This is a genomic window from Streptomyces sp. NPDC002324, from assembly GCF_053593335.1.
Window position 1 is genome coordinate 147,142 of the sequence record NZ_JBSFCF010000012.1, and the last position, 17,349, is coordinate 164,490.

At 69.3% G+C, this 17,349-nt stretch carries 14 protein-coding genes and 1 tRNA gene; 7 read left to right on the forward strand and 8 right to left on the reverse strand.

Annotated elements, in window-relative coordinates:
• Positions 1-2: 2 nt before the first annotated feature.
• From ACWCRJ_RS18565 to ACWCRJ_RS18575, 3 genes are read left to right on the forward strand one after another with little or no spacing between them, the layout of a single operon-like run.
• On the forward strand, positions 3-1,832 hold the full coding sequence (locus tag ACWCRJ_RS18565; RefSeq protein ID WP_450940269.1) for a branched-chain amino acid ABC transporter permease: 1,830 nt from the start codon (positions 3-5) through the stop codon (positions 1,830-1,832).
• A 5-nt stretch (positions 1,833-1,837) separates the two neighbouring features.
• On the forward strand, positions 1,838-2,749 hold the full coding sequence (locus tag ACWCRJ_RS18570; protein WP_005478064.1) for an ABC transporter ATP-binding protein: 912 nt from the start codon (positions 1,838-1,840) through the stop codon (positions 2,747-2,749).
• Complete coding sequence (locus ACWCRJ_RS18575; protein WP_450940270.1) at positions 2,746-3,462, forward strand: ABC transporter ATP-binding protein; 717 nt, start codon at positions 2,746-2,748, stop codon at positions 3,460-3,462. Before ACWCRJ_RS18570 ends, ACWCRJ_RS18575 begins: the two co-directional genes overlap by 4 nt.
• A gap of 81 nt (positions 3,463-3,543) precedes the next feature.
• Here the strand turns inward: ACWCRJ_RS18575 and ACWCRJ_RS18580 are convergent, their stop codons facing one another.
• Positions 3,544-4,197, reverse strand: coding sequence for an ANTAR domain-containing response regulator (locus tag ACWCRJ_RS18580; protein ID WP_450940271.1), 654 nt, complete (start codon positions 4,195-4,197; stop codon positions 3,544-3,546).
• A gap of 102 nt (positions 4,198-4,299) precedes the next feature.
• Here ACWCRJ_RS18580 and ACWCRJ_RS18585 point away from each other — a divergent pair.
• Together ACWCRJ_RS18585 and ACWCRJ_RS18590 are read left to right on the forward strand one after the other, a co-directional pair.
• A tRNA-Leu gene (locus ACWCRJ_RS18585) sits at positions 4,300-4,372 on the forward strand.
• Between the two features lie 104 nt (positions 4,373-4,476).
• Complete coding sequence (locus ACWCRJ_RS18590; protein ID WP_450940272.1) at positions 4,477-5,223, forward strand: helix-turn-helix domain-containing protein; 747 nt, start codon at positions 4,477-4,479, stop codon at positions 5,221-5,223.
• Positions 5,224-5,229: 6 nt separating this feature from the next.
• On the opposite strand, the gene pyk is transcribed toward ACWCRJ_RS18590, so the two are convergent.
• Both pyk and ACWCRJ_RS18600 read right to left on the reverse strand, forming a co-directional pair.
• Entirely contained in the window at positions 5,230-6,666 is a 1,437-nt protein-coding gene (gene pyk / locus ACWCRJ_RS18595; protein WP_450940273.1) for a pyruvate kinase, read from the reverse strand.
• Positions 6,667-6,812: 146 nt separating this feature from the next.
• Complete coding sequence (locus ACWCRJ_RS18600; protein WP_450940274.1) at positions 6,813-7,532, reverse strand: SIMPL domain-containing protein; 720 nt, start codon at positions 7,530-7,532, stop codon at positions 6,813-6,815.
• 188 nt (positions 7,533-7,720) lie between these two features.
• On the opposite strand from ACWCRJ_RS18600, the gene ACWCRJ_RS18605 reads away from it, so the two are divergent.
• Entirely contained in the window at positions 7,721-9,532 is a 1,812-nt protein-coding gene (locus ACWCRJ_RS18605; RefSeq protein WP_450940275.1) for a 5'-nucleotidase C-terminal domain-containing protein, read from the forward strand.
• A 115-nt stretch (positions 9,533-9,647) separates the two neighbouring features.
• Here the strand turns inward: ACWCRJ_RS18605 and ACWCRJ_RS18610 are convergent, their stop codons facing one another.
• The 5 genes from ACWCRJ_RS18610 to ACWCRJ_RS18630 all read right to left on the reverse strand — a co-directional run bounded on the left by ACWCRJ_RS18610 (position 9,648) and on the right by ACWCRJ_RS18630 (position 16,366).
• Positions 9,648-11,084, reverse strand: a complete 1,437-nt coding sequence (locus ACWCRJ_RS18610) for a lysine N(6)-hydroxylase/L-ornithine N(5)-oxygenase family protein (protein WP_450940276.1) — start codon at positions 11,082-11,084, stop codon at positions 9,648-9,650.
• Positions 11,081-12,535, reverse strand: coding sequence for a pyridoxal phosphate-dependent decarboxylase family protein (locus tag ACWCRJ_RS18615; RefSeq protein WP_450940277.1), 1,455 nt, complete (start codon positions 12,533-12,535; stop codon positions 11,081-11,083). The genes ACWCRJ_RS18610 and ACWCRJ_RS18615 overlap by 4 nt, the downstream gene beginning before the upstream one ends.
• A gap of 207 nt (positions 12,536-12,742) precedes the next feature.
• Positions 12,743-15,247 (reverse strand): aminopeptidase N, encoded by a 2,505-nt coding sequence (pepN, locus tag ACWCRJ_RS18620; RefSeq protein WP_450940278.1) that lies wholly within the window; start codon positions 15,245-15,247, stop codon positions 12,743-12,745.
• 90 nt (positions 15,248-15,337) lie between these two features.
• On the reverse strand, positions 15,338-15,859 hold the full coding sequence (locus ACWCRJ_RS18625; protein WP_450940279.1) for a response regulator: 522 nt from the start codon (positions 15,857-15,859) through the stop codon (positions 15,338-15,340).
• Between the two features lie 72 nt (positions 15,860-15,931).
• Positions 15,932-16,366 carry a chorismate mutase gene (locus tag ACWCRJ_RS18630; protein WP_450940280.1) on the reverse strand — a complete coding sequence of 145 codons (435 nt, stop codon included), beginning with the start codon at positions 16,364-16,366 and terminating at the stop codon, positions 15,932-15,934.
• 81 nt (positions 16,367-16,447) lie between these two features.
• Here ACWCRJ_RS18630 and ACWCRJ_RS18635 point away from each other — a divergent pair, with 81 nt between their 5' ends.
• Positions 16,448-17,344, forward strand: a complete 897-nt coding sequence (locus tag ACWCRJ_RS18635; RefSeq protein ID WP_450940281.1) for a hypothetical protein — start codon at positions 16,448-16,450, stop codon at positions 17,342-17,344.
• The last annotated feature ends 5 nt before the right edge of the window (positions 17,345-17,349 follow it).

Genomic DNA, 17,349 nt, shown 5'->3' on the forward strand with positions numbered 1-17,349 from the left:
CGATGACCACACAGACCACAGCACCGCGCACCACCGGCAACACCACCGCCGCCGGCACCCCGACCAGCCTCGTGGGCATCCCCCCGCACCTCGGCCGCGCCCTCGCCACCGGCGGCGGAGCCCTCGCCATCGTCTCCACCTTCATGGCATGGACCTGGACCTCCGCCTTCCCCGGTGACCTCACCGTCTACGGCTACCCCGGCGGCCTCCAGGTCCTCGTCCTCATCGGCGGCGCCCTCACCACCCTCCTCGGCCTGTCCTCCTACGGCATCAAGGGCCTGCGCTGGCTGACCCCCGCAGGCGCCGACAGCGCCCTCAAACTGGCCGCACTCGGCACCTTCACCACCGCCTGGTACACGATCATCGCGATCAGCGCCAAGCTCGGCGGCGTCGTCAACCTGGAACCCGGCGGCTGGATCGCGGGCATCGCGACCCTCGTGGCCCTGCTCGGCGCCCTCTCCCTGCCCTACGCACGACCGGAGACCGAACCCGGCGACCCCGACGACACCGGCTGGGACCAGTTCCGCCACAAGGCCCGCCAACAGCGGACCGTCGTCAAGGGAGCCTTCGCCTCCGGCACCGCCACCCCCGCGCGCCAACTGCCCGCGTACGCCGAAATCCTGATCATCGTCGCCGCACTCGCCCTCGGCCTCACCGTCTTCACCTACGGCATCGGCACCGAGTACGACGAACTGTTCATCGGCTTCCTCATCACCGCCGGCTTCGGCTTCGGCGCAGCCGCCAAGGCCGGCCTCGTGGGCCGGATCTCGGCGCTCACCGCCAAGCACCGCAACGTGACGATGATCGGCGCGTTCGTCGCGGCCGCCGCCTTCCCCTTCACCCAGTCCGACGACCAGTACGCGACCATCGGCGTCTACATCCTGATCTTCGCCACCGTCGCCCTCGGCCTCAACATCGTCGTCGGCCTCGCCGGCCTCCTCGACCTCGGATACGTCGCCTTCCTCGGCGTCGGCGCCTACACCGCGGCCATGGTCTCCGGCTCCCCCTCCTCCCCCTTCGACATCCACCTGCCGTTCTGGGCCTCCGCCATCCTCGGCGCCGCCGTCGCCATGATCTTCGGCGTCATCATCGGCGCCCCCACCCTGCGCCTGCGCGGCGACTACCTCGCCATCGTGACGCTCGGCTTCGGTGAGATCTTCCGGATCACCGTCCTCAACATGGACGGCACCTCCGGCCCCGACATCACCAACGGCTCCAACGGCATCTCCTCGATCCCGAACCTCAACATCCTCGGGTTCGACTTCGGCCAGGAACACACCATCCTGGGCTTCACCATCGCCCGCTTCGCCAACTACTTCCTGCTGATGCTCCTCATCACGCTGGTCGTCGTCATCGTCTTCCGGCGCAGCAGCGACTCCCGCATCGGCCGCGCCTGGATCGCCATCCGCGAGGACGAGACCGCCGCCCTCGCCATGGGCATCAACGGCTTCCGCGTCAAGCTCATCGCCTTCGCCCTCGGCGCCGCCCTCGCCGGCCTCGCCGGCACGGTCCAGGCCCACGTCACCTACACCGTGACACCCGAGCAGTACCAGTTCGCCGCAGTCGTCCCGCCCAACTCGGCCTTCCTCCTCGCAGCGGTCGTCCTCGGCGGCATGGGCACCATCAGCGGCCCGCTCGTCGGCGCCGCACTGCTCTACCTCATCCCGTCCAAGCTCCAGTTCCTGGACGACTACCAGCTCTTCGCCTTCGGACTCGCGCTCGTCCTCCTGATGCGCTTCCGCCCGGAGGGCCTCATCCCCAACCGGCGCCGCCAGCTCGAATTCCACGAAGAGGCCGAAGCGCCCGCAGTGCTCAGCAAGGCAGGGGCCTGACCACCATGACTACCGACACCACCACCAAGGACACCGCCCCCGGCTCCAGCGCCGCCGGCGAGACCGTCCTCGACGCCCGCGGCGTCACCATGCGCTTCGGCGGCCTCACCGCCGTACGCAACGTCAACCTCACCGTCAACAGCGGCGAGATCGTCGGACTGATCGGCCCCAACGGCGCCGGCAAGACGACCTTCTTCAACTGCCTCACCGGCCTCTACATCCCCACCGAGGGCGAAGTCCGCTACAAGGGCCAGGTCCTGCCGCCCAAATCCTTCAAGGTCACCGCGGCCGGCATCGCCCGCACCTTCCAGAACATCCGCCTGTTCGCCAACATGACGGTCCTGGAGAACGTCCTCGTAGGACGCCACACCCGCACCAAGGAAGGCCTCTGGTCCGCCCTCCTGCGCGGCCCCGGCTTCCACAAGGCCGAAAAGGCCTCCCGCGAACGCGCCATGGAACTCCTGGAGTTCGTCGGCCTCGACGCCAAGGCCGAACACCTCGCCCGCAACCTCCCCTACGGCGAACAGCGCAAGCTCGAAATCGCGCGCGCCCTCGCCAGCGAGCCCGGCCTGCTCCTCCTCGACGAGCCCACCGCCGGCATGAACCCCCAGGAGACGCGAACCACCGAAGAACTGGTGTTCGCCATCCGCGACCAGGGCATCGCCGTCCTCGTCATCGAGCACGACATGCGGTTCATCTTCAACCTCTGCGACCGCGTCGCCGTCCTCGTCCAGGGCGAAAAACTCGTCGAAGGCGACAGCGCCACCGTCCAGGGCGACGAACGCGTCGTCGCCGCCTACCTCGGCGAACCCTTCGAAGACGCACCCGGCCAGGACGAGGTCGCCGAGGTCGAAGCCGCCGAAGCGAACGCCGAGCCCACCACGGACACCGTGCCCGGCAAGGAGAACGACCGATGACCCCACTGCTCGAAGTAGAGGACCTCCGGGTCGCCTACGGCAAGATCGAAGCCGTCAAGGGCATCTCCTTCAAGGTCAACGCCGGCGAAGTCGTCACCCTCATCGGCACCAACGGCGCCGGCAAGACCACCACCCTGCGCACCCTCTCCGGCCTCCTCAAGCCCGTCGGCGGCCAGATCAAGTTCAACGGCAAATCGCTCAAGAAGGTCCCCGCGCACGACATCGTCGCGCTCGGACTCGCCCACTCCCCCGAGGGGCGGCACATCTTCCCGCGCATGACCATCGAGGACAACCTCCGCCTCGGCGCCTTCCTGCGCAGCGACAAGCCCGGCATCGAGAAGGACATCCAGCGCGCCTACGACCTCTTCCCCATCCTGGGAGAGCGCCGCAAGCAGGCCGCCGGAACCCTCTCCGGCGGCGAGCAGCAGATGCTGGCCATGGGCCGCGCGCTCATGTCCCAGCCCAAGCTGCTCATGCTCGACGAGCCCTCCATGGGCCTCTCGCCGATCATGATGCAGAAGATCATGGCGACAATCGCCGAGCTGAAGTCCCAGGGCACCACGATCCTGCTCGTCGAACAGAACGCGCAGGCCGCGCTCTCCCTCGCCGACCAGGGCCACGTCATGGAGATCGGCAAGGTCGTCCTCTCCGGCACCGGCTCCGACCTGCTCCACGACGAGTCCGTCCGCAAGGCGTACCTCGGCGAGGACTAGCCCGCCCCCGCACGACGACGAGGCCCGCACCCCCTTCCAGATAGGGGGTGCGGGCCTCGACGTACGTGTGTACCGGGTCGGTCAGCCCTTCGCAGCCTTCTTCTCGTCCGCGTCCTGGATGACCGCCTCCGCGACCTGCTGCATCGACATCCGACGGTCCATCGACGTCTTCTGGATCCAACGGAACGCCGCCGGCTCCGTCAACCCGTACTCCGTCTGCAGAATCGACTTCGCCCGGTCCACCAGCTTCCGCGTCTCCAGCCGGAGCGTGAGGTCGGCGACCTCGTTCTCCAGCTCCTTCAGCTCCGTGAACCGCGACACCGCCATCTCGATCGCCGGCACCACGTCACTCTTGCTGAACGGCTTCACCAGATACGCCATCGCCCCCGCGTCCCGGGCCCGCTCCACCAGGTCGCGCTGCGAGAACGCGGTCAGCATCAGCACCGGCGCGATACGCTCCTCGGCGATCTTCTCCGCCGCCGAGATCCCGTCCATCTTCGGCATCTTCACATCGAGGATCACGAGATCCGGCCGGTGCTCCCGGGCCAGCTCGACGGCCTGCTCCCCGTCACCGGCCTCGCCCACGACGGAGTAGCCCTCCTCTTCGAGCATCTCCTTGAGATCGAGACGGATCAGGGCCTCGTCCTCGGCGATGACGACACGGGTCGTCAGCGGAGGCACGTGCGACTTGTCATCGTCGTCGGCGACGGGCTGGGGCGACTCGGGGGCGGTCACGGGGGCTCCTTGTTCGGGGCAGGGGTACTGCTGACATGAGGGTACCTAGCTGCGGTAAAGTGGGGGCACGGCGGGTGACCGCCAGCCTTTGTTTTAGAGGAAGCCCCGGTAGTCCAGCGGTAGAGACACGGTGCTCAAACCACCGACAGCGTCGGTTCGAATCCGACTCGGGGCACTTTTCCTTGGATTCCAAGGTCGATACTTAAGCGGATGTCCACGTTCTCGTGAACATCCGCTTTTTGCTGCACACGGTCGCGAGCAGTCACACAGAGTGGCCGCATGTACGACGTCAGCACACGCAAACGAGCACTCGCGTTGGTTGCTCAAGGGCGCAGCCTGAACTCCGTAAGCCGGGAAACCGGCGTCTCTCGCGCCGCTATCCGCGCTTGGCAGGACCGACTTGAGCCCCTGCCTCGCATGGCACCCCCTCCTCCAGGACCACCTGCCGACGAACGCGCGTACTCCTACCTGCTCGGCCTCTATCTCGGCGACGGCTGCATCAGCGCCCACACCCGCGGCACCGGCTACTACCTCCGGATCGCGTGCGCTGATGCCTGGCCTGGGCTGCTTCAACAGTGCCGCGAGGCAATCGCGAAGGTACGGCCTGGCATCGGTGTCTACGCGCTTCAACAACAGGGCTACTCCATGGTGACCAGCTACTTCCGGCACTGGCCCGCCCTGTTCCCTCAGCACGGGCCCGGCAAGAAACATGAGCGCCGAATCATCCTCGAACCCTGGCAGCAAGACATCGTCGACGCCCACCCCTGGGAGTTCATCCGCGGCCTCTTCCACTCCGACGGCTGCCGCATCACCAACTGGACGACCCGCATGGTCGGTGGCGAACGCAAGCGTTACGAGTACCCCCGGTACTTCTTCACCAATGTGTCGGCCGACATCATCCGGCTCTTCACGGACACGCTGGACCAAGTAGACGTCGAATGGAAACTCGCCAACGCCCGCAACGTCTCCATCGCCCGCAAGGCCTCCGTCGCCCTCATGGACACCCACGTGGGCCCCAAGTACTGACCCGCCCTACCGCGAACCCCCACCCTCCCCGATGCGATGCACCCGCACCATGTTCGTCGTGCCCGCCACCCCCGGCGGTGAGCCCGCCGTGATCACGACCACGTCGCCCTTCTTGCAGCGGCCGTACCTGAGCAGCAGTTCGTCCACCTGGTCGACCATCGCGTCCGTGGAGTCCACCCGGGGTCCGAGGAAGGTCTCCACGCCCCACGTCACGCTCAGCTGCGAGCGCGTCGCCGGGTCCGGGGTGAAGGCCAGGAGCGGGATCGGGGAGCGGTAGCGGGAGAGGCGGCGGGCCGTGTCGCCGGACTGGCTGAAGGCGACCAGGAACCTGGCGTCGAGGAAGTCGCCGAGTTCGGCGGCCGCGCGGGCCATGGCGCCGCCCTGGGTGCGGGGTTTGTTGTGCTCGGTGAGGGGCGGGAGGCCCTTCGCCAGGAGTTCCGACTCGGCGGCCTCGGCGATGCGGCTCATCGTGCGGACCGTCTCGACCGCGTACTTGCCCACGCTCGTCTCGCCGGACAGCATCACCGCGTCCGTGCCGTCGAGGACGGCGTTGGCGACGTCGCTGACCTCGGCGCGGGTGGGCCGGGAGTGGTGGATCATCGAGTCGAGCATCTGGGTGGCGACGATGACCGGCTTGGCGTTGCGCTTCGCCAGTTTGATCACGCGTTTCTGGACCAGCGGGACCTGTTCCAGGGGCATTTCGACGCCCAGATCACCGCGGGCGATCATGATGCCGTCGAAGGCGGCGACGATCTCGTCGATGGTGTCGACGGCCTGGGGTTTCTCGATCTTGGCGAGGACGGGGAGGCGGCGGCCCTCCTCGTCCATGATCTGGTGGACGCGTTCGATGTCGCGGCCGGAGCGGACGAAGGACAGGGCGATGATGTCGAAGCCGGTGCGCAGGGCCCGGCGGAGGTCTTCCTCGTCCTTGTCCGACAGGGCGGGGACGGTGACGGCGACGCCGGGCAGGTTGAGGCCCTTGTGGTCGGAGACGATTCCGCCTTCGACGACCCGGGTGTGGACGCGGGGGCCGTCGACCGCCGTGACTTCGAGGGGGACCTTGCCGTCGTCGACGAGGATGTGGTCGCCGGGGGTGACGTCGGCGGCGAGGCCGCCGTACGTCGTGCCGCAGCCTTCGCTGTCGCCTGCCGCGCCGTCCTCGACGCTGATGGTGAAGGTGTCGCCGCGTTCAAGGAGTACGGGGCCTTCGGTGAAGCGGCCGAGGCGGATCTTCGGGCCTTGAAGGTCGGCGAGGGTGCCGACGCTGCGGCCGGTCTCGTCGGCGGCCTTGCGGACGTGCTGGTAGCGCTCGTCGTGTTCGGCGTGGTCGCCGTGGCTGAGGTTGAAGCGGGCGATGTCCATGCCGGCCTGGACCAGTGCCTTGATCTGGTCGTACGAGTCGGTGGCGGGCCCGAGGGTGCAGACGATCTTTGCTCGGCGCATGTCCTCGACCCTAGGGCTTACCGGCGGGTAGTGATGTGGTGGGGGGTGACTACTCAACGGCTTGTGGGTGAAGGGTATTTGACAAGTAGTCACCAGAACCTGAAGGGGTCCCGGCCGGGTGGGGCCGGGGTGTCCCGGGTGTCAGGTCACAGTCGTGGGGGCTGCATGGTGAAGCGTGCGTTGACCTGTGCGTAGACGTGTTGGCGTTGGGGTTCGAGGTCGAGGGGTGGGGCGTCGGTGTCGTCGGCTCCTTTGGCTCGGGCGGAGCGCATGAGGCCGCCGGGGGCTGCGGGGCGGAGGGGTTGGGGGGCTTCGGCGCCGATGTCGGCGAGTTCGACGAGGGCGGCGAGGGTGGTGCCGAGGGCTTCGGCGTATTCGCGGGCGCGTTGGACGGCTTCTTTGACGGCTTGTTGTCTGGCTTGGCGGTGGGCGGGTGAGTCGGGGCGGAGGGACCACCAGGGGCCGTCGACGCGGGTGAGGTCGAGGTCGGCGAGGCGGGTGGTGAGTTCGCCGAGGGCGGTGAAGTCGGTGAGGTCGGCGGTGATGTGGACGCGGCCGTGGTAGGCCTGGATGCGTTCGCCTCGGCCTTTTTCCTTGAGTTCGGGGGTGAGGGAGAAGGCGCCGGTCTCCAGTCGTTCGACGGCTTGGCCGTAGGTTTTGACGAGGTCGAGGACGGTGGTGTTGCGGCGGGTGAGGTCGTCGAGGGCGGCGCGCCGATCCTTGCCGCGGGCGAGGACGGTGACGGTGATGCGGGCTATCTCGGGGTCGACTTCGAGGCGGGCTTCGCCGCGGACGGCGATGCGGGGTGCGTCGGGGGTGCCGTAGGGGACGGCTGTGGGTGGGGTGTCCTCTGCGCTGGTGGTCATACGTCCCACTCTGTCACCGATGGCCTGGTGGGAGGTGTGCGCAGGTCACCAGATCGCAACCTGTGGGGGCTGTTGCGTGGGGGGGGGTGCGGGTCAGAATCTACGCGCGTCGTCACCTTTGGCCTGTGTTTGGTCGCCCATGGTCTACGCGCGTTGAGATCCGCCCGTTCCTCCGAGGAGTACCCGAGATGCCCTTGAACCGCCGGAAGTTTCTGAAGAAGTCGGCCGTGACCGGTGCGGGCGTGGCCATCGCCGGTTCGGCCATGGCTCCGAGCGCGCAGGCGGCGGAGGCGCAGGCCACCGGCCGGAAGAAGGACACGGACCGGTACAGCTTCACCGTGATGGGGACGACCGACCTGCACGGCAACGTCTTCAACTGGGACTACTTCACGGACAAGGAGTTCGACGACAAGGCGCACAACGACGTCGGTCTGGCGAAGATCTCCACGCTGGTGAACCGGATCCGGGGGGAGAAGGGCCGTCGGAACACGCTGCTCATCGACGCGGGCGACACCATCCAGGGCACGCAGCTGTCGTACTACTACGCGAAGGTGGACCCGATCACCGCCAAGGGTGGTCCGGTGCATCCGATGGCGCAGGCGATGAACGCGATGGACTACGACGCGGCGGCGCTGGGCAACCACGAGTTCAACTACGGCATTCCGGTGCTGCGGAAGTTCCAGAAGCAGTGTCGTTTCCCGCTGCTGGGTGCGAACGCGCTGGACGCCAAGACGCTGCTGCCGGCGTTCCCGCCGTACAGCATGCACCGGATGCGTACGCCGCACGGGCCGGATGTGAAGGTGGCGGTGCTGGGGCTGACGAACCCGGGTATCGCGATCTGGGACAAGGCCAATGTGCAGGGGAAGATGACGTTCCCGGGTCTGGAGGAGCAGGCGGCGAAGTGGGTGCCGAAGCTGCGGTCGATGGGTGCGGACGTCGTCATCGTGTCGGCGCACAGCGGGTCGTCGGGGACGTCCTCGTACGGTGACCAGCTGCCGTACATCGAGAACGCGGCCGGGCTGGTGGCCGAGCAGGTGCCGGGGATCGACGCGATTCTGGTGGGGCACGCGCACACGGAGATCCCGGAGTACTTCGTCACCAACAAGGAGACCGGCAAGCGGGTCGTGCTGTCGGAGCCGTTGAAGTGGGGGCAGCGGCTGACGCTGTTCGACTTCGAGATGGTGTGGAGCAAGGGCTCCTGGAAGCTGGAGAAGGTCGGCGCGCAGGTTCTCAACTCCAACACGGTGGAGGAGGACCCGAAGATCGTGTCGATGCTCGTGGACGAGCACAAGAAGGTCGTGGCGTACGTCAACCAGATCATCGGGACGAACGCGGCGGAGATGACGTCGGTGGAGGCGCCGTACAAGGATGTGGCGATCATCGATCTGATCAACCACATCCAGGCGGACACGGTGAAGCAGGCGCTCGCCTCGACCGAGTACGCGTCGCTGCCGGTGCTGTCGCAGGCGGCGGCGTTCTCGCGGAGTGCGGTGATTCCGGCGGGGAACGTCACGATCCGGGATGTGGCGGGTCTGTACGTCTTCGAGAACACGCTGGAGGCGCGTCTGATGACGGGTGCGCAGATGAAGGCGTATCTGGAGTTCTCGGCGAGCTACTTCGTGCAGACGGCGGCGGACGCGGTGATCGATCCGGCGAAGCTGACGAACGCGAACGGGACGCCGGACTACAACTATGACGCGGTGAGCGGTCTGTCGTACGAAATCGACATCGCGAAGCCGGCGGGGTCGCGTGTGTCGAACGTGCGGTTCGAGGGTGCGGCGCTGGCGGACGACCGGCAGTTCGTGTTCGCGGTGAACAACTACCGGGCCAACGGTGGCGGCAACTTCCCGCATGTCGCCGCGGCGAAGATGGTGTGGTCGAACTCGGACGAGATCCGTAACACGATGATCGCGTGGGTGAAGGCGAAGGGGTCGATCGACCCGGCGGCGTTCGCGTCGGTGGACTGGAAGCTGACGCGGAACGGTACGCCGGTCTTCTAGTACGGGAAGTACGGGATGGTGGTTGTCGCCGTCGTCGAGGTCGTCGCGGATGCGGATGCGGGGTGGGTGGTCCGGGTCCGCGACGGCTGTGGCGGCGGCGATTCCTCGTTGTCGGCTAGCGCACGTCGACGAGCGGGGTCAGTGGGGTGTGGGTGGTCGCCTGCCGGGCGGCCGGGATCCGGGGCCCGGGTTCGAGGCCGAAGGTGGTGAAGGCGGTGCGGCTCGGCAGGGGGTAGGGCTCCTTGCCGGTGAGGGTGTTGAGGATGGTGGCGCTGCGCCAGGCGGCGAGGCCGAGGTCGGGGGCGCCGACGCCGTGGGTGTGCAGTTCGGCGTTCTGGACGTAGACGTGGCGGTCGGCGGCGGTGACGGACGGGTCGAGAATCATCCGGAAGTTCTCGTCGACGCGGGAGCGTTCGCGGCTGTCGCGTCGCATGTAGGGGTCGAGGCCGGCGAGGACGCGGTCGAGGGGGCGTTCGCGGTAGCCGGTGGCGAGGACGACGGCGTCGGTGGTGAGGCGGGAGCGGGTGCCCTGTTCGCCGTGTTCGAGGTGGAGTTCGACCTTGGTGGTGGCGAGTCGGCCGGCTGTGCGGACGTGTACGCCGGGGGTGAGGACGGCGTCGGGCCAGCCGCCGTCGAGGGTGCGGCGGTACAGCTCGTCGTGGATGGCGGCGATGGTGTCGGCGCCGATGCCCTTGTGGAGCTGCCACTGGGCGGCGACGAGCCGGTCCCGGGTGGGTTCGGTGAGGGCGTGGAAGTAGCGGGTGTAGTCGGGTGTGAAGTGTTCCAGGCCCAGTTTGGAGTACTCCATGGGGGCGAACGCCTCGGTGCGGCCTAGCCAGTGGAGCCGTTCCCGGCCGGGGGGCCGGTGGCGCAGGAGGTCGAGGAAGACCTCTGCTCCGGACTGTCCCGCGCCGATGACGGTGATGTGTCCGGCGGTGAGGAGGCGGTCGCGTTCGTCCAGGTAGTCGGCGGCGTGGATGACGGGCACGCCGGCCGCTTCGACGAGTGGTTTGAGGGGTTCGGGGACGTGGGGTTCGGTGCCGACGCCGAGGACGATGTTGCGGGCGTAGGTGCGGCCGAGTGCTGCGGTCTGTCCGTCGGTGTCCAGTCGGGTGTGGTCGACCTCGAACAGGTCGCGTTCGGGGTTCCAGCGCACCGAGTCGACCTGGTGTCCGAACCGTAGTCCGGGCAGGTTCTCGGCGACCCAGCGGCAGTAGGCGTCGTATTCGGCGCGTGGGATGTGGAAGCGCTCGGCGAAGTAGAACGGGAAGAGCCGTTCGCGGGTTCTGAGGTAGTTCAGGAACGACCAGGGGCTCTGGGGGTCGGCGAGGGTGACCAGGTCGGCCAGGAAGGGGACCTGGACCGTGGCGCCTTCGATGAGCAGTCCGGGGTGCCAGTCGAAGCCGGGGCGCTGTTCGTAGAAGACGGCGTCGAGTTCGGTGAGGGGGTGGGCGAGGGCGGCGAGGGAGAGGTTGGCGGGGCCGATGCCGATGCCGACGAGGTCGCGGGGCGCTTCGGGGTCGGGCTGGTCGTGGGGTGGGGGCGTGCTCATGCGGGGGTGTGTCCTTCGGGGAGGTCTGCGCGGGTCGCGGGTGTCGCCGGCGTTTTGGGTGCCGTAGGGGTCGTGGGTGCCGTGGGGGTCGTGGCTTCGGTGGCCGTGGCGGCTTCCACGAGTTTCAGCAGGGTGGTGAGGTCGTCCGGCCGGGTGTGGGGGTTGAGCAGGGTGACCTTGAGCCAGAGGCGGCCGTCGAGTACGGCGCGGCCTATGACGGCCCGGCCGTCGTGGAGGAGTCGGCGGCGTAGGGCGGCCACGGCGTCGTCGCGGGCGCCGGCGGGCCGGAAGAGGACCGTGCTGATGGTGGGCCGGTCGTGGAGTTCGAAGGCGGGGTGGGCCTCGACGGTGGTGGCGAAGTCCTGGGCGAGTGCGCAGACCTGGTCGACGAGCCGGCCGATGCCGTGGCGGCCCAGGGTCTTGAGGGTGACGGCGATCTTGAGGATGTCGGGGCGTCGGGTGGTGCGCAGGGACCGGCCGAGGAGGTCGGGCAGTCCGGCCTCGGTGTCGTCGTCGGCGTTGAGGTAGTCGGCCCGGTGTCCGAGGGCGGCGAGGTCGGGTGCGTCGCGTACGGCGAGGAGTCCGGCGGCGACGGGCTGCCAGCCGAGTTTGTGCAGGTCGAGGGTGACGGTGTGGGCGCGGGTGAGGCCGTCGAGGAGGGGGCGGTGCCGGTCGCTGAGGAGGAGGCCGCCGCCGTAGGCCGCGTCGACGTGGAGCCGGGCGCCGTGGGCGGCGCAGAGGTCGGCGATCTCGGGGAGCGGGTCGATGAGTCCGGCGTCGGTGGTGCCCGCGGTGGCGGCGACGAGGAGGGGGCCCGGGAGGTGGGTGAGGGCGTCGTCCAGGGTGGTGGGGTCCAGGGTGCCGGCCGGGGTGGGCAGGACGACGGGCTCGGGGAGGCCGAGGAGCCAGGCGGCGCGGGGCAGGGAGTGGTGGGCGCCCGCCGCGGTGACGAGCCGTACTCCCGGGTGGGCTTCGCGGGCCAGCAGGACGGCGAGGTGGTTGGACTCGGTGCCGCCGGTGGTGACCAGGGCGTCGGCGGCGCCGATCTCCTGGGCGAGTGCCCGGGTGACCAGCGCTTCGAGCGCGGAGGCGGCCGGGGCCTGGTCCCAGGAGTCGAGGGAGGGGTTCAGCACGGTGGCGGCGAGGTCCGCGGCGGCGGCCACGGCCAGGGGTGGTGTGTGGAGGTGGGCCGCGCACAGGGGGTCGGCCGGGTCGGCGCTGCCTGCCGCGAGGGCCCGGACCAGCCGGTGGAGGGCGTCCGGCTCGCCCTCGGCGGGCAGCGGCTCGCCGAGGGCCTCCCGCATCCGCGCGGCGACCGCTTCCGGGCCGCCGGCGGGGAGGGGACCGCCGCGCGCCTGGGTCCCTTCCCGCAGCGCGTCGAGCACGGTGTCGAGCAACGGCCGGAGCGCGTCGGGACCTTGGGGTCCCGAGGCGAGGGGCGCAGCGGTCATGGATTCCTCCGAGCACGGGGAATCCCATCTTGTACGCCGATCGGGTGCCGGGACCGAAAAGGCCGTTCATTACAGCCGAAAGAGGGTATGCGAGGACACCCTTCACGGCAGCGCGCCCTGAAGGGGCGCGGGGAACTGCGCGACCAGCCACGCACAACCGCAAGCCCGCAGAATCCCCGAGCCCCCACGCCGTACCCCGGTGAGGACCTACGCTTCGCGCGCCCGCAGGGCTCGCGCGAGGTCGTCGAGTTGATCCACCAGCTTCCGTCGGAGCGCCGGGGTCACCTCCCCGTCCTGCAGACAGCGCTCCCCCAGTTCCAGCGTCCCCGGATCCACCGCGTACACGGGGAACGCCCACCGTCCCGCGGCCTCCGCGATCGCCGGTCCGCGCCGAGCGGCCAGCGACACCGCGTCGGCCCAGTACCGCTCGACGTACTCCGTCAGCAGGTCCGCCTGTTCGGGTTGCCAGAACCCCTGGGCGGTGGCGGTGAACAGGTAGTTGGAGAGGTCGTCGCCGGTGAACATCTCCTCCCATGCGGCCTGTTTGGCCTCGGGTTCGGGCAGCGCGGCCCGGCAGCGGGCGGCGCCTTCCCGGCCGCTGGCGCTGGGGTCGCGTTCCAGTTCTTCCGCGATGGTGGCGGTGTCGACCGCGCCGAGGGCGGCGAGGCGGCCGAGGACGCGCCAGCGCAGTTCGGGGTCGAGTTCGGGTCCGCCGGGGACGGTGCCGTCGGCGAGCCAGGCGGCGATGGTCTCGGGGTGGGCGGCGACGTCGATGAAGTGGCGTACGGCGGTGAGGCGCAGGCCGGGGTTGTCGCCGTCCTCGGTGCGGCGGATGAGGTCGCGGCACAGGGAGCCGAGGGTGGACAGGCCGGCGGCGCGCTGTTCGGGGGCGAGGTAGCGGTCGGTGACCTGGGTGGTGGCGAAGGAGAGGACGCCCTGGACGATGGCGAGGTCGGTCTCGCGCGGGAGGTGGGTGCGGGCGGCCTCCAGGTAGGCGGTGGGCGGGAGTTCGGCGTCGCGTACGGCGTCGCGCAGGGCGTTCCAGACGACGGCGCGGGTGAGCGGGTCGGGGAGGCCGCTGAGGTGGCCGGTGACGGCGGTGAAGGATTCGGGGTCGAAGCGGATCTTGGCGTAGGTGAGGTCGCCGTCGTTGAGGAGGAGGAGTGCGGGCCGCTTGCCGATGGGCTGGTCGGCGGTCTGGGGGAGGTCGAGTGCGACGCGGTCGCGGAGGGTGAGGTGGCCGTGGTCGTCGCCGGGGTCCCGGTCGTAGACGCCGACGGCGATGTGGTGGGGGCGGCTGCCGGCGCGGTCGACGGTGAGGGTGTGGGTGCCGTCGGCGGCACGGGTGATCTTCGGGGTGAGGGTGTCGACGCCGGTGGTGCGGAGCCAGGCGTCGGCCCAGGCATGGACGTCGCGTTCGGTGGCGCCGGCGAGGTTGTCGATGAAGTCGGCGAGGGTGGCGTTGCCGAAGCGGTGGCGGGTGAAGTGGGCGTTGATGCCGGCGAGGAAGTCCTTCTCGCCCAGCCAGGCGACGAGTTGGCGCAGGGCGGAGGCGCCCTTGGCGTAGGAGATGCCGTCGAAGTTGAGGAGGGCGGCGGCGGTGTCGTCGACGGCCTCGGGGGCGACGGGGTGGGTGGAGGGGCGCTGGTCGGCGTCGTAGCCCCAGGCCTTGCGGGCGACGCCGAAGTCGACCCAGGTGTCGGCGAAGCGGCTGGCTTCGGTGAGGGTCTGGTAGCCCATGTACTCGGCGAAGGACTCGTTGAGCCAGATGTCGTCCCACCAGCGGAGGGTGACGAGGTCGCCGAACCACATGTGGGCCATCTCGTGGGCGATGACCATGGCGCGGGTCTGGCGTTCGGTGTCGGTGACGGCGGAGCGGTAGATGAACTCGTCGCGGAAGGTGACGAGGCCGGGGTTCTCCATGGCGCCGGCGTTGAACTCGGGGACGAAGGCCTGGTCGTAGGAGTCGAAGGGGTACGGCTCCTCGAACTTCTCGTGGTAGCGGTCGTAGAGGGCGCGGGTGATGTCGAGGATCTCGTCGGCGTCGGTGTCGAGGTGGGGGGCGAGGGAGCGTCGGCAGTGGATGCCGAAGGGCAGGCCGCGGTGTTCGGTGCGTACGGAGTGCCAGGGGCCGGCGGCGACGGCGACGAGGTAGGTGGAGATGGGCGGGGTGGTCGCGGCCCGGTGACTGCCGTCGTCCTGTCGTTCGGTGATGCCGTTGGCGAGGACGGTCCAGGCCTCGGGGGCGGTGACGGTGAGGTCGAAGACGGCCTTGAGGTCGGGTTGGTCGAAGGCGGCGAAGACGCGCTGCACGTCGTCCATGAAGAGCTGGGTGTAGACGTAGGTCTCGCCGTCGGTGGGGTCGGTGAAGCGGTGCATGCCCTCGCCGGTGCGGGAGTAGCGCATGGCGGCGTCGACGCGCAGTTCGTGGTTGCCCGGGGTGAGGCCCTTGAGGGGGAGGCGGTTGCCGTCGAGGGTCCCTGGGTCGAGAGGTTCTCCGTCGAGGGTGACCGAGCGCAGTTCGGCGGGCTTCAGCTCGACGAAGGTGTCCGCGGCCTTTTTCTTCCCCCGCACGGTGAAGTGGATGACGGTACGGGAGTCGAAGGTCTCGTCGCCACGCGTGAGGTCGAGTGCGATCTCGTAGCGGTGGACGTCGAGGAGCCGAGCACGGGCTTGCGCTTCGTCGCGCGTCAGTACGGACATGAGGGACATGCTGCCTGATGCCTCAGGCCCAGGACAGGGGCGGGCCTGGTACGCGACCTATGTCCGGTCGTGTGCGCCGTGCGTCCGGTCGTTTGCGGCCTATGCCCGGTCGTTCGCGCCGTCGTGCTGTGCGGGGACGCGCCCCCGTTCGCGGTGGTGGTCGGCGGCGGCCTTCGGGTTCTCGTGTTCCTTGAGGCGGGCGCGGAGGTCGCGGACCTCGCGTTCCAGGGTGTGGGAGCGGGCGTGGGCGTCGTAGAGGTAGCGGACCTTGGTGCGCAGGGCCCAGGGGTCGACGGGTTTCATGACGAGGTCGGCGACGCCGAGGCGGAAGGCGGCGGCGGTGAGGTCGGCGTCGGGGCCGAAGCCGGTGAGGAGGATGACGGGGATGTGCTGGGTCTGTTCGACGCCGCGCATGTAGTGGACGACGTCGAGGCCGCTGACGCCGGGCATGCGGACGTCGAGGAGGAGCAGGCCGACCTGGCCGCGGAGGACTTCCTTGAGTGCCGCGTCGCCGCTGGTGGCGCGTGTGAGGCGGTGGCCCAGCGGGGCGAGGGCGCTCTCCAGGGCGTACAGCGTGTCCTCGTGGTCGTCGACGATGAGGATCCTGGCTTCGGACGGCATGACCTCTCACCGCGTGTAGTCGTTCCCTGACAAGGAGTGCTCACGCAGGATGCCCCGTCGGCGGGCCGGTTGTCACTCCCGCGTGTCCGGCGCTGTGCCGGTGGTGTCCGTCGTGCTTGCTGTTTCCGCTGTGCCGCTCGTGTCCGCGGTGCCGCCGTTCAGGGCGTTGTCCGCGATGCTTTCGTGGTGCCGGATGACCTCGGCGATGATGAAGTTCAGCAGCTTCTCCGCGAACGCCGGGTCCAGCTTGGCACTTGTCGCGAGTCCGCGCAGCCGGTTGATCTGTTGTGCCTCGCGGCCGGGGTCGGCGGGCGGCAGGTGGTGCGCGGCCTTGAGATGGCCGACCCGTTGGGTGCACTTGAAGCGCTCGGCGAGCATGTGGACGACGGCGGCGTCGATGTTGTCGATGCTGTCGCGCAGCCGGGTGAGTTCCGCCCGGACGTCCGCGTCGACCTCGGCGGCCGGCGCGGTCGCGGTCTTCGCGTCATCGGTGTGGCTGGTGGTCATGGTCGTCACCCTACGACGCCGTGGTGCGGCGCTCGCACCGGCTTAGAGTGGAATGTATCGAGCGTCTTTGGGGGTACGGACGTGGCGGACGGCGGACCTGTCGAGCACGGCTACCCGCATCTGGACACCGTGCGGGCGTCGATCACCGCGCTGTACAGGCGTCTTTCCTACGACACGATCCAGCAGTTCGCCACCAGTGTGGCCCCGGTCGACGTGGCGTTCTGCGACAGCGACGATCTTCATCTCGGTGCGCAGCGGGTGGCGCGGGAGCTGGTGCGGCACTATCGGCTGCCGGAGGCCCGGATGGTCGTCGGCTTTCGGGAGATGACGCATGCGGCGAGTGTCGAGCTGGCGGCGGGGCCCGAGTACTTCGTCGAACTCAACGACCGTTTCCGGACGCATCGGCGGGACATCGGGGCGGCTCTCGCGCACGAGGTGATGCATGTCTATCTGCACCGGCTGGGGCTGTCCTTCCCCGGCACCCGGGAGAACGAGATCCTCACGGACACGGCGGCGACGTATCTGGGGGCGGGGTGGCTGCTGCTGGACGCGTACCGGGAGGATGCCGCGTCGTCGCAGAAGCTGGGGTATCTGACGCCGGAGGAGTTCGGGTACGTGCTGGCCAAGCGGGCGCAGGTGTTCGGGGAGGACCCTTCGGTGTGGTTCACCAGCGCGCAGGCGTACTCCGCGTTCGCGCAGGGCCGGGTGCGGGCTCGCCGGGACGGGCAGCAGCCGCCGCTGACGGCGGCGGGGTGGGCGGGACGGCGGCGGTACGCGCGCGACCGGCGCCATGCGCAGGACCTGCCGTCGGGTTCGCCGGGGCCGGGTGTGCCGTACGTGTTCACGCCCGACGGGCGGGGGCCGTTGCGGGTGTCGTTCCCCTGCCCGACCTGTCATCAGCGGATTCGGGTGCCGGTGCGGGGGCGGGTGCGGGCGCGGTGCGGGTTGTGCCGGACGGTTCTGGAGTGCGACACGTAGGGTTT